Genomic DNA, 23,766 nt, shown 5'->3' with positions numbered 1-23,766 from the left:
TACCACTTTTCCTAAAGATAGGAGGTGTTGGTGTAATTTTAATTGAAAAAAAATATATATTATTCTGATAATCAGCTGTTAAATTAAAAAATAAAATATTTATATAACGCTAAATCGGCATCAAAATAACCAAGTATAAAAGAGTCGTTGGTTTTAAAAATAGATTTAAATGCGAATTTTGTCTTTGGTTGGCTTTCGATAAATTTACTTATTATATCGAAGTTGTTTTCAGGGATTTTAGCTTGAATACTGGTCATGTCTTTATCAAATAAACACTCAATTCTTGTAGATTTGGTTTTTGTATAAGTTAAAAAAGTGGTCGTTAATATCGATGATGATATACCTACTACAATACCTCCAAGAGCACCACCATAAAAGGTCATAAAGGCAGAAGACGTCATAGTTTCACTGCATCCTAAAGTAACTATATAGTTTCCATTGTTTTTATATACACTTAAACCTGCATTAGAATTAGATACTTTTTTTAAAAATTGTTTGGTTTTATCTAACTCGCGGTAATTTTGGAAATCTCCACCTTCTAATATAATTGGTGAATTTTTAAAGGTAATAGAATCCGTATCTGTTATGACAAAGCTTTTTATGAGCGATTTAGAATTAATATCAAAAACAGAAAAATCGAGTTTTTCTTTTGACACGTACATATTATACAATCGATCGTCTAAAACAAAAGAGTTAGATTTTATGCCATGGTCCTTTTTGCTGAAAGATGGTTTGGGGAAATTATGATATTGAGAATTTTTAGTTTCTAAATCTATCGTAATTAATGTAGTTGAAATATCATCCACATCATTTGTAAGCATTAACTTATTACCATCGATATATAATTTATTTTTTTGAATAACCTTCTCTAAAGATGTAGGCTCGCCATGGTTTATCATGGATACATCAGGTATCTCATAACCACCATCCAAAACTCTATTTAGGTTCGTTTTAAATCCGTTATAAGTTTTCAATTCTATATGCGAAAAATCGAAGGTGTCTTCAGTATATTCTTCATGATTATTGAGTTGATATAACTTTAATTTTGAAGTTTTTTTTACCGTAGAAAGTAAATAAACGGTTGAATTATACTCAAATGAACCTAATAATGTTTCTGCCTTTAAAGGAATTTTTAATTTGTTTGAAAACTGAAAGCCAGAGGAATCAAAATTTAAGGTTAAGGCACTAAATTTAGTGCCATAATCATTCTGAAAAAATAGAGTGTATGAGTTACCATTAATTGTGGTCCCAAAATAATTGTTTTTGTATTTTGGAAGTACTTCAGTTCTAAAAGTGTTTATTAAAATACCTTCTTGGTTATAAATATGAGCAACAATAAAAGTAGAATATCTAAAAACCACAACGAGTTCATTAGTTTCTGGATTTACGATATTAATAACTTGTCGTAACGTTTTATCGTGAGATTGCTCTTTTGTATCAATATTAAACCATTCTGTTTGGCCATTTAATGGCATAAAGCTAAGGTTTATAACTAGTAAAAACAGATAGGTAAATCTCATCAGTTATCTATTATTGATTATGAATAATGAAATTTAATAATTAAAAAGATTTAAGAGAAAATATTTATTAATTATTAAAGTAATTTCTTATCATCATTTCATAGGATGCATATTTATTAGAAATTTCTTTTATCTGATCTAAGGCTTGTTCTATTTTATGTCGCTCGTGATAAGCTGATGCAGAACCTCCAGAAATTAAACCAATCACTAGGGTCAGTAATCCAGATTTCGTTTCAATAGCATCTAAATCTAAACTGGGAATGGTTTCGATGTACTTGAGTACAAAGTCATCATCAATATTATCAAACAAATAGGCTTTTATCTCTTCGTTATATTGAGAAAAAGCTTCAATCTCAGGCATGTTTCCTTTTGTTCTAATAAGGCGCTCTGCCTAAGCTTGTAAATCTTTAACTTTTCTTGTTATTGAAGGTTTAGACATTAACTAATCTGCAATCCGTTATTTACACCATCAATATCAGGATTCACAAACACCAAATTACCACCGTCATCTTCAGTCATTAAAATCATACCTTGACTTTCTACACCTCTTAATTTTCTTGGTGCTAAGTTCACTAAAACCGTAACGCGTTTTCCAACAACGTCTTCTGGTTTAAAGCTTTCTGCAATACCAGAAACAATGGTTCTAGTATCTATACCTGTATCTATTTTTAAGACTAAAAGTTTTTTGGTTTTAGGCATTTTTTCAGCTTCGAGAATGGTACCAACACGTAAGTCGAGTTTGGTAAAATCTTCAAACGTAATTTCTTCTTTTTGTGGTTCTGTCACTTTGTTCGCTGCTTCGTTCGCTTTTTTACTAGCTTCTAGTTTTTCCAGTTGCGCTTCTATAGTTTTGTCTTCAATTTTAGAGAATAATAATTCGCCTTTTCCAATTTTGTGGTTGGCAGGAATTAGTATGTCATTTGTAGAAACGTCTTCCCATTTAGATTCCGCATCAAGTGCGGAATGACAAAGAATTGATTTTAGTTTGTTAGACGTAAATGGTAAAAACGGTTCAGATAACACAGCTAAAGCAGATGCGATTTGTAAAGCAACAAACATGACTGTTTTAGTACGTGCTTCGTCTGTTTTAATGGTTTTCCAGGGTTCTTCGTCCGCTAAATATTTGTTTCCTAGTCGCGCTAAATTCATTAATTCTTGGCTGGCTTCTCTAAAACGGTAACGCTCAATAGAACTTGCAATTACTGCAGGATACGCTTTTACAGCAGCCAAAGTCTCTTCGTCTATTGTAGAGTAATCCGAAGGTTCAGGAATAATACCTTCATAATATTTGTTAGTTAAGACTACCACACGGTTAATGAAGTTTCCAAAAATAGCCACCAATTCATTATTGTTTCTGGCTTGGAAATCTTTCCATGTAAAATCATTATCCTTAGATTCTGGTGCATTAGCTGTTAAGGCATAACGCAACACATCTTGTTGATTAGGAAAATCTATTAAATAATCTGGCAACCAAACGGCCCAGTTTTTAGAGGTTGACAATTTCTTGCCTTCTAAATTTAAAAATTCGTTAGCTGGTACATTATCTGGTAAAATATAAGAACCTTCTGCTTTTAACATAGATGGGAAAATAATACAGTGAAATACAATATTATCTTTACCAATAAAGTGAACGAGCTTTGTGTTTTCGTCTTTCCAGTAATCTTCCCAATTTTTGCCTTCGCGCTCAGCCCATTCTTTCGTAGAAGAGATGTAACCAATTGGCGCATCAAACCAAACGTAAAGCACTTTGCCTTCGCCACCTTCTACAGGTACCGGAATTCCCCAATCTAAATCTCTAGTTACTGCCCTTGGCCTTAAACCATCATCTACCCAAGATTTTACTTGACCGTAAACATTGGGTTTCCAGTCTTTTTTATGACCTTTTAAAATCCATTCGCGTAAAAAGTCTTCATGTTTATTTAAAGGTAAAAACCAGTGTTTTGTTTCTTTTAATGTTGGAACGTTACCTGTAATCGCAGATTTAGGATTTATTAAATCTGTAGCATTTAAGCTAGATCCACAATTTTCACACTGATCTCCATAAGCTTCTTCATTGCCACATTTAGGACACGTACCTGTAACAAAACGATCGGCTAAAAATTGGTTAGCTTCTGCATCGTAAAGTTGCTCTGTCACTTCTTCTACAAATTCATTTTTGTTGTAAAGGGTTTTAAAAAACTCTTGTGCTGTATCGTGATGAATTTTTGCAGATGTACGAGAATAGTTGTCAAAAGTAATCCCAAAATCCTCAAAAGATTGCTTAATAATAGTATGATATTTATCTACAATATCTTGTGGTGTTACACCTTCTTTTTTTGCTTTTATAGTAATTGGTACACCATGCTCATCACTACCACAAATAAAGGCAACATCATTACCCGTTAAACGCATATAACGTGCATAAATATCTGCTGGTACATAAACGCCTGCTAAATGACCAATGTGTATTGGGCCGTTAGTATAAGGTAAAGCTGCTGTAATGGTATATCTTTTTGACATGATCTTTCTTTTGTTAATGCACAAAAGTAAACATTTTGTAGTGTGATTTATAATGAAAAGTGGAATCGCTTAGGCGAATAATGAAAGAAAAATCTTTGTGTTCTAATAAAATATTTTAAATTTAACCACTTAACCTATAAATCATTAACAATGAAAAACTTAAAGCAAATTATTTTATTATTAACCATTAGTGTAATGTCTTTTTCTTGCGGAAGCGATGATGATGGAAACTCTGATGGTAATGGCGTCTTAATCTATGGAGACACCGAGTACCAACTGAAAGCAGGAATGATTCAAGATTACGGAGAATACTATGATGGTCTTTATAATTTTGATATTTATTTAGTAACATCTGATATTGTAGAATCTGATGGAGAACCAATACCTGAAGACAGTGAATTCTCTGGTGTTTATTTTGAATTATTTACAAGTAACCCATCTGATTTAGCTGAAGGTACTTACGCATTTGGTGATAATGTAGAAGTAAATAGTTATACTTATGCGAATTTATTTATTGATAGCTCAATTGAAGATTATAACGGAATTTCAATCAATTCAGGTACTTTCACTGTGTTAGAAAATGGTTCTACTTATGAATTTTCATTTCAAGGAACTTCTACTGATGGAACTTCTTTTTCTGGAAGTTACACAGGTTCTTTAGGAACATATGATTATTCAGATGAGTTTGATAGATCTGCAGATGCGTCTACTGTTGAAACAAACAGAACATCTTTGAGAAAATAGAAACTACGATTTTTACCTTATTAAAAAAGACTGCTATGTAAATGGCAGTTTTTTTTTATCCTTATTTTATGATTAAAGATTTACTGTAACTCTGATTTCCAACCGATATTTTATAAATATACTGACCTATACTCAATTTTTTACCAATAGAATTTTTAACACTTATACTGTTTTCGCCAGCAAAGAGCATGGCATTTTTAAGTGTACCAATTTCTCTACCCATTATATCATACAGTTTTATAACCGTGTGTTGTGTATAAGGATTTGTTATTTTAATTATAGAATCGGTATCTGTGTATAAAACATAGTGTTTAAATCTATCGCGATTAAAGTCATCTAAAGTAAGCGCATCACAGCTAAATCCTAGATCTACTCTAGCAAAAGTAGTATTCAATAAGGCTTCATCTACCAAACCACTCTCTATACAGAGCCAATTTTCTAATATACTTGCATAGACTTCTCTAAAATCTTGAGTGAATTCTAAATTGCCTTCGCCATCACCTGTGGTTAAATTTGGATGTGTACCTACAAAACCATTACCTTCTATAGCAGGACCAAATAATAATAGTGGTGCTGCTTTGCCATGATCTGTTCCGTTAGATCCATTTTCATAAATACGACGACCAAATTCGCTGATGCTCATGGATAATACTTTATCATCAAAACCACCTTGTGCTAAATCATCATAAAATAATTTTATAGAATTTGATAAATCTTGAAGTAATGTGCTGTGGTCTACAAGTTGATTAGCGTGCGTATCAAAACCGCCTAAAGTGACCATATACACTTTGGTGCCTAAATTTCCTTTAATAAGTCTAGCAACAATAGATAATTGTTGGCCTAGCTCAGAATCCATGTACGTAACATTATTAGATCCGGCAGTATAGGCATCATGTATAGTACCTGCGTATTGATAAGTTGTATTCGTTGTGCCTCTCATAAACTCTAATTGTTCGCCATAGATACAATCGGGAAAACTCGTCATATCATGTACGGCTCCACTTTGTGCAATTGCTTCTAATTGATTAGGATTAGCAACCGAAAAGGCATAATTATTAGAGCTACCATCAAATATAAGATTACCAATGCTGCCTATTTGTACAGCAGCAGGAACAGCTGGTGGATTTAATAAATACTCAGGATATATGTCTTCAAAATGACGGCCTAACCAACCCGATTTAACAGTACTTGTAGGATCAGTTGATGCCCAAATATCTGAACCAGCAAAATGCGATTGGTTGTGGTTTTCATAACCTACACCATGTACAACTTTCATGGCACCATTATCCCAAAGATTAACGAGGTCAGACATGTAATTTGGTATCCCAAAATCTGGCGTTAATGCTGTAACATCATTTAGATTATGCTTAATGGTTGGTCTGTTAAATGCATAAGTATCATAATCATAAATTGGTACAATGGTATTAAGTCCATCATTGCCACCTTTTAATCTAATAATCACAAGGATTCTATCTGATTCTGAATTGCTAATAGCGGAAGCTAACTTTGTTGAGGAAGACGCAGAAAGTGGCATTCCGCCCAACATCATTGTTCCTGCGCTAGATAAGCCTAAGGCTTGTAAAAAGGATCGTCGGTTCCATTTTTTATGCTCCATATCATGAGCACTTGGTCCTGATTTTGTTTTGTTTTTAGATTGATCATTACACATAATACAGGCTTATTTAAGTTGAAATTCAGGAAATTTTATAAGATGAATAAGTAAGAGAACGACCTGGTATGGAACAGAGTCCCATTGTAAATTCCAGATTTGGTTTTCGTAATAATTCTCGGGTAGGTCGTGTTTAAAAACATCAGTTGCAGCTTGGTAATCTTCAATAGAAAACAATTCTAGCGGCATAAACCTATCGATTATAGTTTTTGTGACTACATAAGGATCATTACTGTTATTAGAACTTTCTACCGCTAAGGTTCTTAATTCTTCATTATAACTATTCCAAGTATGCCAAATAAACCATTGTAATATTTCCCATCGACCACCTAAAGTACTAGAGTTAATCCAATCTCTATCGCTTTGCCAACCAGCCACATCAACTGGTTCAAACATATTCTGGCCCAAAACGCCGTTATAATAAATCATGCCTTGATAAAAATCTGGCGACAAACTAAAGTTAGTGACTTTAAGATATGAAATTGTCATATCATAAGGGCTTTTAATTTGGGTTCCAATGGATTTCTGATCAAAAAAATGGTCGCTTTTAAAAAGAATTCTTAAAACATTTTCAATATTAAAATCTAAAACAAAGCTATTTGCCATTGCTGCAACGATATCTTCATTAACCGTAGGACTTACAAAATATTTATATAGTTTTTTGCATATATGTTGTGCTATTAATGGCGCTTTTTCCTGGAATAAAATATCAATAACATCATCATAACCCCAATTTCCAGTTTGACCAAAAATGGTCTTATCCGTTTCATTAAACGTACTATTGTCAAAGTTAATTGGGTAAGTCCAGTTAACTCTATGGTTGTAACCAGTTAAAGCTTTGGACGTTTCAACAATATCATTCTGTGTATAACCATTATCTACACCAAGTGTAAAAAGTTCGTAAAGTTCTCTTGCATAGTTCTCATTAGGACTATAGCTTGTGTTTTCTACACCATTAAGAAAAACTAGCATAGCACCAGTTGTACCAATGGCTCTTACAAAATCTTGAAAGTTACCAAGCGCATGAATTTCTAGTGTATTATAATACTCGTAGAGATGATTACTCACATAATAGTCTTCTAAACGTGTCACAAAATGGTTACTCCAAAACATTATAAGTCTACTTTTTAAACCTACTGTTTGCATTTGGTCTACAAGAGCAATCATAAGTTCTACTTGATTGGCTTGTGTTTGTTCATCAAAATCAAAACCTAAATTATTATAATCATCATTTGTAAATTCTGCCCAAGTTGGTGTTGGCCAATGTGGAGCATTTAAAGACGCGTCAATAAGTTGATCTATAAAAACATCTGGCGCTAAGGATAGAGCATTCGAAATTGTTGATTTATTGGCGTCGTAGCCAATTCGGCGAAAAGCATGTCTTACTCTTTCTTCGTTCCATGGGTTTTCTGTGGAGGGTACATACGGTTGTAATGTTGAAGTAATACACGATGTATAAACAGCCATATCATTGTGGTTTTTAGTTGTTACCTTTGTCGATAGTAACTTAAAAGGTATGAAAATATTGAGGGAATTATAAAATATTTACGTTAAATACTTGAATTTTAGACGTTTTTAGTTAAAATAGTATTAATAATTCATATCCCTTAGCCTTCAGAATTAACTTTTTATCTTTACAAAAACTCAATTTATGATTTTAAAAAAGCACTTTGTATTTTTTTTTATAATTCTTCTTTTAGTTGTAAATACTGATATTAGCGCTCAATCTGAATCTGATAATACTATAGACATGACTTCAAATTTAATTCAACCTCCATATCTAAAGGCTGGAGATACAGTGGCAATAGTTGCACCATCTGGAATATTAAAAAATAATGAAGATGAAGTTCAAAAAGCAACTATGCTTTTGCAAAATTGGGGTTTACATGTAGTGATTGGCAAGCATTTGTATAATAAAGCCGATCATTTTGCTGGTACAGATGATGAACGTTGTGAAGATCTTCAAAATGCTATGGATGATCCTAAAATTAGTGCGATTTGGTGTGCAAAAGGAGGTTATGGTACTGTAAGAGTTTTAGATAAATTGAATTATACAAAGTTTAAGGAAAACCCAAAATGGATTATAGGTTATTCTGATATCACAGCATTACATAATCAGTTACATAATGAAGGTTTTCAGTCCTTACATGCTTTAATGTGTATTAGTTTAACTAAGGATTTAAACGAAGTTAAAAACGCTATAGATACTTTTAAATCAGCAATTTTTGGTAATCCTACAGACTACACATTAGAAGGGTCTAACTTTAATAAAATAGGAGAAACTTCTGGAGAATTGGTTGGTGGAAATCTTACTGTTTTACATACTATGTTAGGTTCAGAGACAAGTTTAGATACTTCTGGTAAAATACTCTTTATTGAAGAAATAGGAGAGTACAAATATCATATAGACCGAATGTTGCAAAGTATGAAGCGTGCTGGTTATTTTGATAACTTAAATGGATTAGTTGTTGGCAATATGTCTAAGATGCGAAAGAATACCACACTTTGGGGGACATCTATAGAGCAATTAATCATAGATGCGTTAAAAGAATATGATTTCCCTATTGCTTTTAATATGCCTGCAGGCCATGAAAAAGACAATAGAGCATTGGTTTTAGGAAGAACTATTGATTTAAAGGTTAGTAAAACGGAGTCTTCTATTAACTTTAATAAATAAGAAATAAAATTTATTAGAATAGATTATAAAGATTTCCACTTTTGTGGGAAGTAAACATGGCAGATCATAATGAACTTGGCAAACTTGGAGAACAACTAGCAGTAGATTTGCTAATTGGAAAAGGTTATGAGATTATTACACGTAATTATGTGTTTCAAAAAGCAGAAATAGACATTATTGCCAAACATAAAGATTTTATGATTTGCGTTGAAGTGAAAACTCGAAACTCTGACTTTTTTGGAGATCCTCAAGAGTTTGTGACACCTAAAAAGATTAAATTAATGGTGAAGGCTATGGATGAATTTATAACAAGTAATAATATAGATTTAGAAACTAGATTTGATATTATTGCTGTATTAAAAAACAAAACTACCGAGCATCTCACACATTATGAAGATGCTTTTTATCACTTTTAATTCCTACAGCCGCAGAAGCCTGAAAACCATTAGCGATAAAAATTCATTTCATCAATAAACTGCCATACATTTTCTGGTAACATAGGCCTCACATTTTTCCCTTCATTGATTTCCTTTCTTATAAAGGTTGAAGATATTTCCATTATTGGCGCATTTACTTTTATAATCTTAGGATGGTCATTAAATTGGGTTTCAATTTTTCCTTCAGAAATTCTAGGATAGACGTAAATACTGTGATTTTCTAATATGAGCTCATAGTTTTTCCATTTATGAAAACTCTTTAAATTGTCTTCGCCCATAATTAATGAAAAATCATGGTCCGGATGTTTTTCAAATAAATAGGTCAACGTATCAATAGTGTAGTTAGGTTGTTTTAACCCAAATTCTATATCGCTAGGTTTTAATTTGTCGTACTCTTTTGTGGCTTGATATACCATTTCTAAACGATGATAATTATCTAGCAAACTACTTTTCTTTTTAAAAGGACTTAATGGTGTGACTACAAACCAAATTTGGTCTAAATCGCTATGCTCTGCTAAATGATTAGCAATGGTTAAATGCCCAACGTGAATAGGGTTAAATGTACCAAAATATAGACCTACTTTCATTTAGTGTAAATTTATTTCAGAATCTATTTTTTTACAAAATCTGATACTAGCTTATAAGCTTGTTCTAAAGCTTTATCTAAGTCAGAGTTAATTACAATTTCATCAAAAAGTGGCGCAGTAGCTAATTCAGCAGGTGCTTTAGATACACGCATGCTAATTTTTTCTTCACTTTCTTCTCCACGATCTTTTAAACGTCTTACGAGTTCGTTTAAATCTGGTGGTTTTACAAAAATTGCGATTGTTTGGTCTGGGAATTTTCGTTTTATACGTAAACCACCTGATACGTCAATATCAAAGATAACGTGTTTACCTTTTGCCCAAATTCGTTCAATTTCAGTTTTTAAAGTGCCATAAAAATTATCTCTATAAACTTCTTCCCACTCTAAAAACTCATCATTTTTAATTCGGTTTTTAAATTCTTTTAGAGATAAGTAATAATAATCTTTTCCATTTATTTCATTGCCACGCTTATCACGAGAGGTTGCTGAAATAGAAAATTCTAGATTTAACTCTTGTTGTTTTAGCAAATGACGAACTATAGTTGTTTTTCCAGATCCAGAAGGTGCTGAAAACACTATAAGTTTACCTTGTACTTCGTTTTTAATTTCTGACACTTTTATTGTTTTTACGATATAATTAAACTGTCAATTGAGTTAAAGGACATTAAGCATTTGTTCCTTTATTTTTTCGAGCTCATCTTTCATCTGTACTACTAACTTTTGCATAGGTGCATAATTAGATTTTGAACCAATGGTATTGATTTCTCTACCAATTTCTTGAGAGATAAAACCTAATTTTTTTCCGTTAGAATCGTCAGAATTTAAAGTTTGGGTAAAATAATCTAAGTGATTATCTAGTCTTACTTTCTCTTCAGTGATATCAAATTTTTCTATGTAGTAAACTAGTTCTTGTTCAAAACGGTTTTCATCAACTTTTTCTTTAATATCTGAAATCCCTTTTTCTAAACGTGCTCTTACGCCATCAATACGATCTGGATCCATGGCAATAACCTCGTTGAGTAAACGTCTCAAGGTCGTAATTCTATCTATAAAATCTTGCTTAAGCATTTGGCCTTCGTCTTTACGGTAGCCTACAATTTTGGAAATAGCTTCGTTAATTTCTTTGCTGATAAGCGACCATTCTTTCTCATCAATTTCTTCGCGTTCAGTAGTTACAGCATCAGGTAATCTAATCGCCATTTTAAGTAACTCAGTAGTGTCGCCATCTACAACCTCTTTAAGTTGTTTAATGTACTCGTTAACAACCGTTTTGTTGATTTTAGAACTGGTATCTTCTCCTGTGATTTCTACAAATAATGAAAAGTCTACCTTTCCTCTTCCCAGATTCTTTGCAATAAGTTTTCTTATCTCTAATTCTTTTGCTCTATACATAGAAGGCATGCGAGCGTTGAGGTCTAAACTTTTACTGTTTAGTGATTTTAATTCTATTGAGATTTTTTTTGTTGGGAGCTGTAAAACAGATTTCCCATAACCTGTCATTGATTGTATCATTAAGACTTTGCTGTTAAAGTTGGGCAAAGGTACAAAATTGAACTCTTTTAGAGTGTATTAAAATTTTTACAAACACTTATGCGTGCATAGGATACTTTCTTAACTTTGTTTTTTTAAATTTTAGATATGAAGATGTACAAAAAACAGTTTGAAATAAGATGGAGTGATGTTGATGCTAATGGCCATTTAGCCAACTCTGCATATACCAATTTTATGAGCCATGCAAGGATGTCTTTCTTTTCTGAGCAAGGGTTTTCAATGCCAGAAATCATGAAACATAATGTTGGTCCTGTGGTGTTTTATGAGCATATGTACTATTTTAAAGAATCATTTATTGGTACACCAATTACGGTAACTATAGAGGTTTCTGGTTTAAGTGAAGATGGTATGTTATTTATGTTTGAACATAACTTTTACAATCATAAAGGCGAAAATTTAGCCTATTGCGAAATGCAAGGTGGTTGGATAGATTTAAAAGCCAGAAAATTAACAGGCCTACCAAAACCGTTATTAGATTTGGCACAAACATTCCCAAAATCTGAAAGTTTTAAAGTATTGACAAAAGCAGATACGCGTAAGCATGGTGTAAAGCCAAAGCCTATGAAACTATAGGTTTAAAGTTCTATAAATAGCATAGTATTAAATTCCTGCCTTGGCAGGAATTTTTTATTTAAAAACAGAATGTTGCTTAAAAGATTTGATATGTACATTTTGTATAAATGGCTTTAATACCTGGTTTGGTAAATAGCGTTTGTGCTTGCAATAACACGTTAACGCTTTGGGTTGCGCGCCAAGTGTACTTTTTATTTCAGAAGCTGTACGTCCTAAATTAATTTGGTCTGATTTGGTTTCGATGCCAAGTCTCACATAATCATTTAATATTCTAGGATAGATGGCAAACTCTTTATTGTTATTGTAATCGATACCAATAAAATGCGCATCTAAATGTCTGCCATTTTGCATAGCAGATAAAAAACCAACTAAGGTATCATCTAAAAAATAACCCTTAACAATGAATTCAGTTTTGAAGGCTTTTTTAAGATGAATATAAGTATCTAAATTTAATATTTGAGCATTAAAATCTGAATTATCAATAGTGTTATGATACAATGCTTGAAGCTGATGTTTGTATCTTTCAATATCGGTTACAGAAAATAATTTAGCCTTTAAAGCTTTACTTTTGGCATCTGCTCTGTTGGCTTTTACACGGTATTTCGATTTTAAAGCGTTGGTATAATCTTCAAAAGAATGCCATTCTGGTTTTAAACTAATAATCATATTAGGTTCTACTTGCATGGCAGCATAATCAAAGGACTTAAGATGATTAGTAATAGGAAGTGATTCGTTTTCAAAATCTTTAACGAAAATAGCACTCAGTTTTTTCGTATTTTTCGATAATTTCTTAACGCCTTCTGCAATGGCTTTAAAGGTTTCAATTTTGTCTTCGTCTTCTTTTAAAAATGTCCCATATTCTCCACTTAAAAATACATTACCACAAAACAAAACACGTACATGGTTGTTGCAAAACATATTATTTACAATCCGTCTAATTTTATCAGACATTTTAATGTTTTTGGTAATAGTTTCTATACCAATGGTTACAATTTGAGTGTTAGCAAACGCTATAGCTTCTTCGTTTTTTAAAATAAAAATATAATTGAATTCTATATCTGTATTAGCGATTTCAAATGCCTTTAAAAACTTTGGAGAGTAGTAAATATTTGTACAACAGTTTACACTATCCCAATATGGTTGTGGAATAGCATCTATAGATGTAAAAATTTTAGATGATAAGGACAAATTAGTCGTCTTTTTTAGATTTTAAAGAGACTAAATATACACCTGAAAATATAAGAAGCATGGCAATGATTTTTAAAGTGTCTATGTTGTCGGCTCCCATAACAAGTGCAAATAAACCTGCAATTACAGGTTGTAAATAAATAAAAACACCAACGGTTGAAGCTTTAAGTTTATTTAGAGCTATTGGATTAAGGAGATAGGTTCCAAAGGTGGCTCCAACAATAACAAAGGCTAAGGAAAAATAGATATAAGGTGAAAACGAGGACCAAGACACAGCTTGTAATTCTTTATATCCGAATGGTAAGACCATGAAAAAACCAAAGAGGAATAACCATTTTATAAATGTAAATGGATGGTATTTTTTAGTTAATTGTTTAATTAAAATGACGTAAATGCTATAAAAAATAGCGTTTAAAAAAATAAAAGTATTTCCTAATACAATATTGTCAGCAGCTCTATTGGAGTCTCCAAAAAGTGTTAGAGCTAAGGCGCCAGATAACGCAATTGTTATTCCTATTATTTTTAATACCGTTACTTTTTCTTTTAAAACAAAGGCAGATAAAATTAAAATAATAACAGGTGTTATAGTCGTTATTGCGGCTGCATGTATTGGTGTGGTGAGTTCTACACCTTTTAAAAAGAAAAGCATGTTTACGCATACACCAAACAATGCGGCAATTAAAAATTTAAAAAAGTCCTTACGTTCTATTTTTTCTCTAGGTAGCCATATACTTATGAGCCAAAACAGAATAGATGCACCACCAACCCTTAAAATGGTTAAAGCAAATGGCGGAACAAAATTGCCGTTCATTACAATTTTTGCAAACGTATAATTTAGTCCATATAAAACTTGAACCATAATTAGGGCAAAAATGGCAAAGCCTCTACTATGCATGTATAGCTGTTTTTGCGGCTTCCACTGTTTTTTTAGAATTGCCTATAAATATTTGGTTATTAAAAAGTATAACAGGTCGTTTTAAAAACGTGTAATGTTCTAAAATGTAGTTTTTAAAATCGTTTTCTGAAAGGGATTTTTCTTTTAAACCCAATTCTTTATAAATTCTTGCACGTTTGCTAAATAGGTTTTCATAGCTATCTGTACGCGCGCGCATGTCTTCAATTTGTTGTTCAGTAATAGGTTCGGTTTTAATATCTTGTAACTGAAACCCTTCTGGTAAATCTAGCTCATTAATTATTCTAGTACAGGTGTTGCAAGTGCTTAAATAATATATTTTTTTCATATCAGAAATCTATATAATTTTGAAAACACAAAGTAACCGTATTTAAAAGGAATTTTAAGTACATTTAAGAAAAATAATATTTTATGGATTACTATTCAATTGCCACTATATTAATTGTGTTATCGGCAATCTTTGGCTATATAAATGTGAAGTTTTTAAAACTACCAATTACTATAGGTTTGATGGTTATTACCATAGTTTTCACAGTCGTTTTAGTAGGTGTTGCACAGTTTGATGATACGTTACTGGTTAAAGAACGAGAATTTATAGCATTAATAGATTTTGAAACAGTGCTACTAGATATTATGCTGAGTTTTTTGCTATTTGCAGGTGCTTTGCACACTAATTTTAATCAGTTGAAAGTACAGCGTTGGCCGATTATGGCTTTTGCCACTTTAGGAGTTTTAGTTTCTACCTTTTTAGTTGGTATTACTATGTTTTACGTTTTAAAATTGATGAGTTTAGAGGTCAATTTTATCTATTGTTTGTTATTTGGTGCTTTAATTTCGCCAACAGACCCAATTGCGGTTTTAGGTATTTTGAAAAAAGCAGGAGCACCTAAAAAATTAGAAACCAAAATTGTAGGCGAATCATTATTTAATGATGGTGTAGGTGTGGTTGTCTTTTTAACCATTTTTGCTATTGCTGCTAAACCAGATGCCGCTATTGAGTTGTCTGATATTGCTACACTTTTTGGTCAAGAAGTTATTGGCGGAATTGCATTAGGTCTTTTATTAGGTTGGGTTACATATCGCTTAATGAAATCTATTGATAATTACGAAATTGAAGTTATTTTAACGTTAGCGACAGTTATGGGAGGAACCATGCTAGCACACCAGTTTCATTTATCTGCACCTTTAGCTATGGTAACAGCGGGTCTTATTGTAGGTAACGATACGGTAAGAAATTCTGCTATGTCTGAGACTACAGAAGCTTATGTAGATAAATTTTGGGAACTTGTAGATGTGTTATTAAATACAATTTTGTTTGTAATGATTGGTATGGAAATGCTGGTCTTAACCGTAGAAGGTAAATTTATTTATGCAGGCTTATTGGCGATTCCGATTATCTTAATGTGTCGTTATATTTCACTATTTATACCAATTAAATTCTTTGAAAAACGATTGGATTTTGTGCCTAAAACCAATTTAATTATGACTTGGGGCGGATTACGAGGTGGAATCTCAATTGCACTAGCATTAAGCTTAACTGCCGAGATGCACAGAGAATTATTTTTAGTAATTACCTATGTGGTTGTCGTTGTTTCTATTGTAGGACAAGGTTTAACGGTTGGCCCAATTATAAAACGATTAACAAGAGTTAAATAATTATTTCATTTCTAAATACGGTTCTACGGCATCAAACGGAATTACAAATTCAAAATAACCTTGATCGTAAGACACAACTTCGTAAGGATTATACAGTAAAACGAGTCCATCGTCACTGTAACCTATGTTTTCTGGTAATTGAAATGGTTTACCAAAGAAAAAATCTTCCATTTTTAGAGAGGCCTCTTTTAATTCTGAAGCTTTTTTAAAATGGGTTTGTGCAAGGGTTTTAAAATCGTCTTTATTTTCAATAAAATCGTCAAGTTTTAAAACGTTTCCTGTTTTTGCATCAAGATTTAAAAACTTAATTTGATCATTACCATGCGCACCACCTTTAAACTCGTAAGTACTAACAACAATAGTTAAAACATTCTCAGATTGATAAACGAGTTCAGTTTCAATATCTAACTCCCAAACCGGTTCTGAGGCTTCGTCAAAGTTTTTATTAAAATCAAGAAACTCTTTATTAAAATCCTTTAAAAGTGTCTTTAAGTCGCTATGCTTTTCAGTAGTACTTAAGGTTTCCACTATGGCATTTTCAATATTTGAGTTGATTGTTTTACTGAGTTGGTCCTTTCCTTCTGCCATACTATAGGTGGCAGTTATATTGGCATCAAAGGATTCTTCAACAGAAATAGTTTTAAAAGTAGCTGGTTTTATTTCTTCCGAACAAGACGTTAAAACAATAGTAAAAATGAATAAAGAAAGAATACGTTTCATAATAAATGATGCTTATGATTTAGAAACAATAAAGGTATTATTTAGATTTAAGATAGAACGAATATTCCATTAAATTTGTTGTGATTATAATTCGAAATTTCAAATACCATAATAATTATGAAATTCAATACAAAAACCATTCATGGAGGCCAAAAACCAGATGCTGCTTATGGCGCAATAATGCCACCAATTTATCAGACATCAACGTTTGCTCAGTCTACGCCAGGTGGACATAAGGGTTATGAGTATGCACGTTCTGCTAACCCAACACGTCATGCCTTAGAAGAAGCATTTGCTAGTATTGAAAACGGAAAATTTGGTTTGGCTTTTGGCTCTGGTTTGGCAGCTATTGATGCGGTTTTAAAATTGTTGAAGCCAGGAGATGAGGTGGTTTCTACTAACGATTTGTATGGTGGTACGTATCGCTTATTTACCAAAATTTATGAGGATTTCGGTATAAGATTTAATTTCATTGGTATGCAAAATGCCAAACACATTGAAGATTACATTACTGATAAAACCAAACTGATTTGGGTAGAAACGCCAACCAACCCAATGATGAATATTATAGATATAGTAACAACCGCTAATATTGCTAAAAAGCATAAGGTGCTTTTCGCTGTCGATAATACATTTGCTACACCTTATTTGCAACAGCCTTTAGAGTTGGGTGCAGACATTGTTATGCATTCTGCAACCAAATATCTTGGAGGACATAGTGATTTGGTAATGGGAGCTTTAATTGTAAAGGATAAAGAATTGGCAGACCGTTTGTATTTTATTCAGAATGCAAGTGGTGCCATTTGTGGTCCTCAAGATGCCTTTTTAGCATTACGAGGAATAAAAACTTTACATGTAAGAATGCAACGACATTGCGAAAATGGTAGAGCAGTGGCAGAATATTTAGAAAATCATCCTAAAATTGAAAATGTATATTGGCCAGGATTTAAACATCATCCTAATCATAATATTGCTAAGGTACAAATGACTGATTTTGGAGGTATGGTATCGTTTACAACAAAAGGGAATAATTATGAGGCATCTATAAAAATTGTAGAAAACTTAAAAATATTTACGCTTGCCGAATCTCTTGGAGGTGTTGAGTCTTTAGCTGGTCATCCTGCAAGTATGACGCATGCGAGTATACCCAAAGAAGAACGCGAAAAAATAGGAGTTGTAGATTCTTTAATACGCTTGAGTGTTGGTATTGAAGATGAAGCTGATTTAATTGCCGATTTAAAACAAGCTATTGGTTAATGAGGTTTAAGACTTTAAACAAAAAAAGACCAAGTCAGAAGATTTGGTCTTTTTTGTATGATATAATTTGATTTTTAATCTAAGTAATAAATGTAACCAAAGTTAAGCCAAACCATCCAATCGTTAGCTTTGTTAGACTCTAATTGGTGGTTTAAACCATCTGTCCAATCACTAAAAAAGTATTGAAATCTAAGATCAATCATAAAATCAGATAGTACAGAAAGTTTATATCGTGTACCAACACTACTTACTATAGACCAAGTAGAACCGCTCATGTCATCAACAGAACCAGCTTCCCAAGGGGAATAAAAGTTATTAGGATCATTAGGATTTCCTACATCATTAGGATTTAATGGATCAGAACTAACATAATCAGTATAAGTTTCAGGACGATAAGATACATAATGTGCACCTAAGCTAGCAAAAGGAGCAAACTTATAGATACCTGCTGAGAACGCTCTAATGCTTCTTGGAAAAAATTCTAATTGCATACCAATATCCCAGTTTTGTGCCTGTCCACTATGACCTCTTAAACGATCTGCATTTTCGGAGTCTTTATCAGGATCTACCCATTCACCAAAATGCGTAAGATTTGTTTTGTTCCAAGATAATTCGCTACGTAATTTAAAATGGTCATTAAAGTATTTATCAGTTGTGTAACAGTTACAATCTGCTCGGTAAGCAAAATTAATGTAATGTATTAGACCCAATCCAATACCAGAATTACCAACGTTCGTTTCAAAATCAGAACGTACTCCAAAATCAGATTGGTAAATCACTGGTCCTGCAATAATGCCAATCTCATGAGAGAAGCCTAATTGTGAGTAACTTAATTGCATTGTTAAAAGGAATGCAAAAGGGATGATTAATTTTTTCATGTTTAGTATTATGTAAATCAAAAAATTGAAATGCTTACGTCGCAAATATATAAAATATCGACGAACTACCAAATAAAACGGATAAAATGCATAAAATATTATTTTAAGTTGAAAATATTATAAATGAATTTTGAAAAACAAATTGAGAATAATAAAAAAATACACACTTATTTTTATAGATAATGTATATTTGCATGCAAAATATAGAAATAGAATAATTAATCTTTAATATATTGATTATTATATAATTCCATTATTTTGTAATTGTTAGTATAAGTCAACAATTTAAACATTAAATGTAACAAATCATAAGTATGAAACAAAAGATTGAAGCTTTTTTAGATTTAGTAGAAAAACGTAATGGTCACGAGCCAGAGTTTTTACAAGCCGTAAGAGAAGTTGCAGAAACTGTAATTCCTTACATTGTTGAGCATGATATATATAGTGGAAAAAATATTCTTTTGAGAATGGTTGAACCAGAACGCCTTATTTCATTTAGAGTGAGTTGGGTAGATGATTCTGGAGAAATACAAGTAAATAGAGGCTATAGAATTCAAATGAATTCTGCTATTGGTCCTTACAAAGGTGGTTTGCGTTTTCATCCTACCGTGAATGCTAGTATTTTAAAGTTTTTGGCATTTGAGCAGGTTTTTAAAAATTCACTAACAACCTTACCAATGGGTGGAGGAAAAGGTGGATCTGATTTTGATCCAAAAGGAAAATCAGATAATGAAATTATGCGTTTTTGCCATGCATTTATGTCTGAGTTGTTTAGACATATTGGTCATAATACTGATGTACCAGCTGGTGATATTGGTGTAGGAGCAAGAGAGATTGGTTTTATGTTTGGAATGTACAAGAAATTAAAAAATTCTTTTACAGGTGTATTAACTGGTAAAGGTGCGTCTTGGGGAGGATCTTTAATTAGACCAGAAGCAACAGGATACGGAAACGTATATTTTGCTCAAAATATGCTACAAAGAAATGGCGATTCATTTGAAGGAAAAACAGTAGTGATCTCTGGTTCTGGTAACGTGGCACAATTCGCGGCAGAAAAAGCAATAGAATTAGGCGCTAAAGTATTAACCTTATCAGATTCTGGAGGATTTATTCATGATAAAGATGGAATAGATACTGAAAAGCTTGAACACGTAATGTATTTGAAAAATGAAAAACGTGGTAGAATCAGTGAGTACTTAGATAAATATCCTAATGCAGAATATACCGCAGGAGAGCGACCATGGTCTGTAAAATGTGATATTGCTTTACCATGTGCAACTCAAAATGAGTTAAATGGAGAAGAAGCAAAGCTATTAATAGAGAATGGTTGTCAATGTGTATCAGAAGGCGCAAACATGCCATCTACTCCAGAAGCAGTGCACGAATTTCAAAAAGCAAAAATATTGTTTGCCCCAGGAAAAGCATCAAATGCTGGTGGTGTAGCAACTTCTGGATTAGAAATGAGCCAAAATTCATTACGTCTTAGTTGGTCCAGAGAAGAAGTAGATTCTAGATTAAAAGACATTATGGAAGATATTCATGATTCTTGTGTAGAATATGGAAAAAACGATGATGGTTCTATTGATTACATTAAAGGCGCAAATATTGCAGGCTTCGTTAAAGTAGCAGATGCTATGTTGGCACAAGGTATTGTTTAAATAAAATAAACCGTAAATAATTAAGCTTCTGTGATTTTCATGGAAGCTTTTTTTATGACATAATATATGATATACATCTTATTTCCGTTACTATTAAATATCTTTGACCAAATTTAATTTCGAATGCGTTTTACCATTTTAAAAACTTTTATACTTCTATTTGGGTTTTCAATGTCTTGTTATAGTCAAGATTTTGCGGCATTATGGGAAGGTCATTTCTCTTACAACAGTATAATTGATGTTGTAAAAGGCGAAGACAGAATTTTTGCGGCAGGAGAAAATGCGGTATTTGAATATAATACCTTAACCAACGAAATTAAGACCATTACTACTATAGATGGTCTTTCAGGAGAAACTATAACAACCATATATTATAGTGAAGCTTATCAAACCTTACTTATAGGTTATGATTCTGGTTTAATAGAATTATATTCAGAAGACGAGGATCCGGTTTTAACTATTGTAGATATTTTAGATAAGCAAAATATTACACCTGCCAATAAACGAATTAATCATTTTTACGAACTTGATGGTTTAATTTATATTTCTACCGATTATGGTGTGTCAATATATGATTTGGATGGCTTAGAATTTGGCGACACCTATTTCTTAGGTAATGGAGGCGCTCAGGTTTCTGTTAAACAAGTATCTATTGCTAATAACGAAATATATGTGGCCTGTTTAGATGAAAACGGTATTAAAAAAGCAGATCTCAGTAATCCTAATTTAATAGATTACCAACAGTGGCAAACAGTGATTGCAGGTAACTATTATTCTATGAGTACATTAAATAATAAAATCTATTCGGTAAGATCTAACCGCGTATTGTATGAAATTGATGGTGCTTCTATAAATACATTATTTACGTTGCCATTATTACCATTAGATACAGAGGTTACAGCTTCTAATTTAATTTTTTCAATGACCAATAGTAGCGTAATTTACAATACTAACTTACAAGTAGTAAATACGTTTCAGCCTAATTCAGAATTTAGTACAAGTTTTACATCTACCACAATTGTAGAAGAAGACGTGTTTATAGGCACAACTGATTTTGGAGTACTTAAAGCAAGTATTAATACTACTGGTTTATATACAGAAATTAAACCTAATGGTCCGTTGTATAACAATGTTTTCAGGTTGAATTCTGAATCAGCAGCAGTTTGGGCAACCTATGGCGATTACTCGTCTAGTCTTAATTCTTTTCCTCTAAGAAGTAGAGGTTTAAGTTATTTTAGAAACGAAGAGTGGGAAAGCATTCCGTACGATAGTCTCTTAGGTGCAAAAAACTTATCTGAAATTACAGTAAACCCATTCAATTTAAGCCAAGTATTTGTTAGTGCTATGCACACAGGTTTATTAGAGTTTAACAACTATGAACTTACGGATTTATATGATGAAAATAATAGTGGATTAGAATCGCTCTTTGCTCCAACTAATCCAACGGCAATTAGTGTGAGAATAACAGACACTAAATTTGATAGTAATGGTTTGCTTTGGTCTGTGTCTAGTAGAATAGATAGTCCATTAAAATCATACAATCCTGCAACTGGTAATTGGCAGAGCTACAGTTTTACAAGCTTAATTGAAGATGGTTTTGACGATGAGGATGGTTTTTTTGAAATTGAAATAGACAATAATGGCACCAAATGGATTGGTTCTTATGACAATGGTTTATTAGCTTACAATGAGAGTATTACTAATAATCCGTTACGTAATATTAATTCGGCAGAGCAAAATGTACAACCTTTTACAAGATTTATAAGTCTAGCCATAGACAACAATAATCAACTTTGGGTTGGCACAACAAAGGGTTTAAGAGTACTTTATAATATATCTGGTTTTTATGACGATCCTAACCCAACACTTAGTCAAGTAATTATATTAGAAGATGGCATTGCTAAAGAATTACTAGAAGGGCAAATAATTACAGATATTGAAGTAGATGGGTCTAATAACAAATGGATTAGTACAGCAGATTCTGGTGTTTTTTATTTTACTTCAGATGGTCAGAGCACCATTTATCATTTTACAACAGATAATTCGCCTTTGCCTTCAAACACTATTAATGATGTGGCATTAGACTCTAATAATGGTATTGTTTATATAGCCACAAACAAGGGTTTATTAGGTTTTAAATCTGGAGGAACCAAAGTGCAAGAAACTTTAGAAGATGCATATGTTTATCCTAATCCTGTAAGACCAGAATACAATATTCTTGGCTTAAATGACCTTACCGATATTAACAAAGGCATAAAAGTTAATGGACTTACAGATAATGTAAATATTAAAATCACTGATATTGAAGGTAACCTTGTAGCAGAAGCACAATCTAATATTAACTTAAGGTCGTCTAACAACAGTTATAATTTTGCCATTGATGGCGGAACTGCGATTTGGAATGGTAAAAACATGGGCAATTCAGTAGTAAGAACAGGTGTTTATTTAATATTAATTTCAGATTTAGATTCGTTTGAAACCAAAGTTCTTAAAGTCCTAATAGTTAGATAAGCCATGCTTTCAAAAAATAATAGTATTGTACTTTCCAAATTAAAATATAGAGAGTATGACCTTATTGTTAAATGTTATACGCAACAAAGAGGTGTCGTTAGCTATTTGCTAAAAGGCGTTTTAAAATCTAAAAAAGGATTATCTAAAACGGTTTATTATCAAGCATTGTCACAGCTTCAAATAGAAGAATCTTATAAGCCCAACCAAACCCTTCATTTTATAAGAGAAGTAAAGTTTAATTATATATATAAAACGCTTCATACTAATATTTATAAAAGCTCTATCGTTTTATTTCTAGCCGAAATTCTTTCAAATGTTTTAAAAGAAGAAGAGAAAAATGACGATTTATATCAATTTATAGTAGCTGCGCTTCAATATTTAGATAACGAAGATGAGTTTTCTAATTTTCATCTTTTATTCCTTTTAAAACTAACGCGTTATCTTGGTTTTCAACCCGAAAACTTAAAAAATAATTATCCTTTTTTCAATTTAGAATCTGGAATATTTGAAGCACAAAACAACGGAATTTACTCGGTTTCTGGTGCAAATTTAACATTGCTAAAACAGCTATTGGGCACAAATTTTGATGGTTTAAATACTATAAAAATCAATGCTACGCAAAGACAAGAGTTTTTGAATATGCTATTGTATTATTTTGAATTACATTTGGGCAGCTTTAGAAAACCAAAATCATTACAAGTCCTAAACGACGTATTTCATTAAGTTTTT

At 32.1% G+C, this 23,766-nt stretch carries 22 protein-coding genes; 9 read left to right on the top strand and 13 right to left on the bottom strand.

Annotated features, from left to right (window positions below; translation table 11 throughout):
- Positions 1–83: 83 nt before the first annotated feature.
- The 3 genes from ACJBCC_RS09460 to metG form a co-directional block, all read right to left on the bottom strand.
- A complete protein-coding gene (locus ACJBCC_RS09460; protein WP_407557050.1) occupies positions 84–1,475 on the bottom strand; it encodes a hypothetical protein in 1,392 nt (463 codons plus the stop codon).
- Between the two features lie 112 nt (positions 1,476–1,587).
- The gene (locus ACJBCC_RS09455) at positions 1,588–1,881 is read right to left on the bottom strand and encodes a hypothetical protein (protein WP_407557049.1); all 294 of its coding nucleotides are present in this window, start codon (positions 1,879–1,881) and stop codon (positions 1,588–1,590) included.
- A 77-nt stretch (positions 1,882–1,958) separates the two neighbouring features.
- The gene (gene metG / locus ACJBCC_RS09450; RefSeq protein ID WP_407557048.1) at positions 1,959–4,019 is read right to left on the bottom strand and encodes a methionine--tRNA ligase; all 2,061 of its coding nucleotides are present in this window, start codon (positions 4,017–4,019) and stop codon (positions 1,959–1,961) included.
- Positions 4,020–4,169: 150 nt separating this feature from the next.
- On the opposite strand from metG, the gene ACJBCC_RS09445 reads away from it, so the two are divergent.
- Positions 4,170–4,763 carry a hypothetical protein gene (locus ACJBCC_RS09445; protein WP_407557047.1) on the top strand — a complete coding sequence of 198 codons (594 nt, stop codon included), beginning with the start codon at positions 4,170–4,172 and terminating at the stop codon, positions 4,761–4,763.
- Between the two features lie 61 nt (positions 4,764–4,824).
- Here ACJBCC_RS09445 and ACJBCC_RS09440 read toward each other — a convergent pair whose 3' ends face one another.
- Both ACJBCC_RS09440 and ACJBCC_RS09435 read right to left on the bottom strand, forming a co-directional pair.
- The gene (locus ACJBCC_RS09440) at positions 4,825–6,432 is read right to left on the bottom strand and encodes a DUF1501 domain-containing protein (protein ID WP_407557046.1); all 1,608 of its coding nucleotides are present in this window, start codon (positions 6,430–6,432) and stop codon (positions 4,825–4,827) included.
- Between the two features lie 9 nt (positions 6,433–6,441).
- Positions 6,442–7,899, bottom strand: coding sequence for a DUF1800 family protein (locus ACJBCC_RS09435; protein ID WP_407557045.1), 1,458 nt, complete (start codon positions 7,897–7,899; stop codon positions 6,442–6,444).
- A 184-nt stretch (positions 7,900–8,083) separates the two neighbouring features.
- Here ACJBCC_RS09435 and ACJBCC_RS09430 point away from each other — a divergent pair, with 184 nt between their 5' ends.
- Positions 8,084–9,109: an LD-carboxypeptidase gene (locus ACJBCC_RS09430; protein WP_407557044.1), complete on the top strand. Its 1,026-nt coding sequence runs from the start codon at positions 8,084–8,086 to the stop codon at positions 9,107–9,109.
- Between the two features lie 56 nt (positions 9,110–9,165).
- On the top strand, positions 9,166–9,525 hold the full coding sequence (locus ACJBCC_RS09425; RefSeq protein WP_407557043.1) for a YraN family protein: 360 nt from the start codon (positions 9,166–9,168) through the stop codon (positions 9,523–9,525).
- A gap of 29 nt (positions 9,526–9,554) precedes the next feature.
- Here ACJBCC_RS09425 and nadD read toward each other — a convergent pair whose 3' ends face one another.
- From nadD to ACJBCC_RS09410, 3 genes are read right to left on the bottom strand one after another with little or no spacing between them, the layout of a single operon-like run.
- Positions 9,555–10,133 (bottom strand): nicotinate (nicotinamide) nucleotide adenylyltransferase, encoded by a 579-nt coding sequence (gene nadD / locus ACJBCC_RS09420; protein WP_299102532.1) that lies wholly within the window; start codon positions 10,131–10,133, stop codon positions 9,555–9,557.
- 23 nt (positions 10,134–10,156) lie between these two features.
- Positions 10,157–10,747, bottom strand: a complete 591-nt coding sequence (gene gmk, locus ACJBCC_RS09415; RefSeq protein WP_407557042.1) for a guanylate kinase — start codon at positions 10,745–10,747, stop codon at positions 10,157–10,159.
- A 39-nt stretch (positions 10,748–10,786) separates the two neighbouring features.
- Positions 10,787–11,644: a YicC/YloC family endoribonuclease gene (locus tag ACJBCC_RS09410; RefSeq protein WP_407557041.1), complete on the bottom strand. Its 858-nt coding sequence runs from the start codon at positions 11,642–11,644 to the stop codon at positions 10,787–10,789.
- A gap of 132 nt (positions 11,645–11,776) precedes the next feature.
- On the opposite strand from ACJBCC_RS09410, the gene ACJBCC_RS09405 reads away from it, so the two are divergent.
- A complete protein-coding gene (locus ACJBCC_RS09405; RefSeq protein WP_407557119.1) occupies positions 11,777–12,256 on the top strand; it encodes an acyl-CoA thioesterase in 480 nt (159 codons plus the stop codon).
- Between the two features lie 54 nt (positions 12,257–12,310).
- On the opposite strand, the gene ACJBCC_RS09400 is transcribed toward ACJBCC_RS09405, so the two are convergent.
- From ACJBCC_RS09400 to ACJBCC_RS09390, 3 genes are read right to left on the bottom strand one after another with little or no spacing between them, the layout of a single operon-like run.
- Entirely contained in the window at positions 12,311–13,444 is a 1,134-nt protein-coding gene (locus ACJBCC_RS09400) for a hypothetical protein (protein ID WP_407557040.1), read from the bottom strand.
- Between the two features lies 1 nt (position 13,445).
- Positions 13,446–14,339 carry a DMT family transporter gene (locus tag ACJBCC_RS09395; RefSeq protein ID WP_407557039.1) on the bottom strand — a complete coding sequence of 298 codons (894 nt, stop codon included), beginning with the start codon at positions 14,337–14,339 and terminating at the stop codon, positions 13,446–13,448.
- A complete protein-coding gene (locus ACJBCC_RS09390; RefSeq protein ID WP_407557038.1) occupies positions 14,332–14,685 on the bottom strand; it encodes an arsenate reductase family protein in 354 nt (117 codons plus the stop codon). Before ACJBCC_RS09390 ends, ACJBCC_RS09395 begins: the two co-directional genes overlap by 8 nt.
- Positions 14,686–14,768: 83 nt before the next feature.
- Here ACJBCC_RS09390 and ACJBCC_RS09385 point away from each other — a divergent pair, with 83 nt between their 5' ends.
- Positions 14,769–16,013, top strand: a complete 1,245-nt coding sequence (locus ACJBCC_RS09385) for a cation:proton antiporter (RefSeq protein ID WP_407557037.1) — start codon at positions 14,769–14,771, stop codon at positions 16,011–16,013.
- On the opposite strand, the gene ACJBCC_RS09380 is transcribed toward ACJBCC_RS09385, so the two are convergent.
- Positions 16,014–16,733, bottom strand: a complete 720-nt coding sequence (locus tag ACJBCC_RS09380; protein ID WP_407557036.1) for a DUF3298 domain-containing protein — start codon at positions 16,731–16,733, stop codon at positions 16,014–16,016. It abuts the gene before it with no gap.
- Positions 16,734–16,850: 117 nt separating this feature from the next.
- On the opposite strand from ACJBCC_RS09380, the gene ACJBCC_RS09375 reads away from it, so the two are divergent.
- The gene (locus ACJBCC_RS09375; protein ID WP_407557035.1) at positions 16,851–17,990 is read left to right on the top strand and encodes a cystathionine gamma-synthase; all 1,140 of its coding nucleotides are present in this window, start codon (positions 16,851–16,853) and stop codon (positions 17,988–17,990) included.
- 74 nt (positions 17,991–18,064) lie between these two features.
- Here the strand turns inward: ACJBCC_RS09375 and ACJBCC_RS09370 are convergent, their stop codons facing one another.
- A complete protein-coding gene (locus ACJBCC_RS09370; protein WP_299102518.1) occupies positions 18,065–18,868 on the bottom strand; it encodes a THC0290_0291 family protein in 804 nt (267 codons plus the stop codon).
- Between the two features lie 314 nt (positions 18,869–19,182).
- Here ACJBCC_RS09370 and gdhA point away from each other — a divergent pair, with 314 nt between their 5' ends.
- From gdhA to recO, 3 genes are all read left to right on the top strand, one after another.
- On the top strand, positions 19,183–20,526 hold the full coding sequence (gene gdhA, locus ACJBCC_RS09365) for an NADP-specific glutamate dehydrogenase (RefSeq protein ID WP_407557034.1): 1,344 nt from the start codon (positions 19,183–19,185) through the stop codon (positions 20,524–20,526).
- A gap of 123 nt (positions 20,527–20,649) precedes the next feature.
- Positions 20,650–23,037 (top strand): ABC transporter substrate-binding protein, encoded by a 2,388-nt coding sequence (locus tag ACJBCC_RS09360; protein ID WP_407557033.1) that lies wholly within the window; start codon positions 20,650–20,652, stop codon positions 23,035–23,037.
- Positions 23,038–23,040: 3 nt separating this feature from the next.
- The gene (gene recO, locus ACJBCC_RS09355; RefSeq protein ID WP_299102515.1) at positions 23,041–23,760 is read left to right on the top strand and encodes a DNA repair protein RecO; all 720 of its coding nucleotides are present in this window, start codon (positions 23,041–23,043) and stop codon (positions 23,758–23,760) included.
- Positions 23,761–23,766 lie beyond the last annotated feature (6 nt).

This window comes from Winogradskyella sp. 4-2091, from assembly GCF_045765065.1.
Classification (GTDB): Bacteria; Bacteroidota; Bacteroidia; order Flavobacteriales; family Flavobacteriaceae; genus Winogradskyella.
The sequence above is the reverse complement of the archived record's forward strand: the minus strand, read 5'-3'. Positions and strand labels throughout refer to the sequence as shown.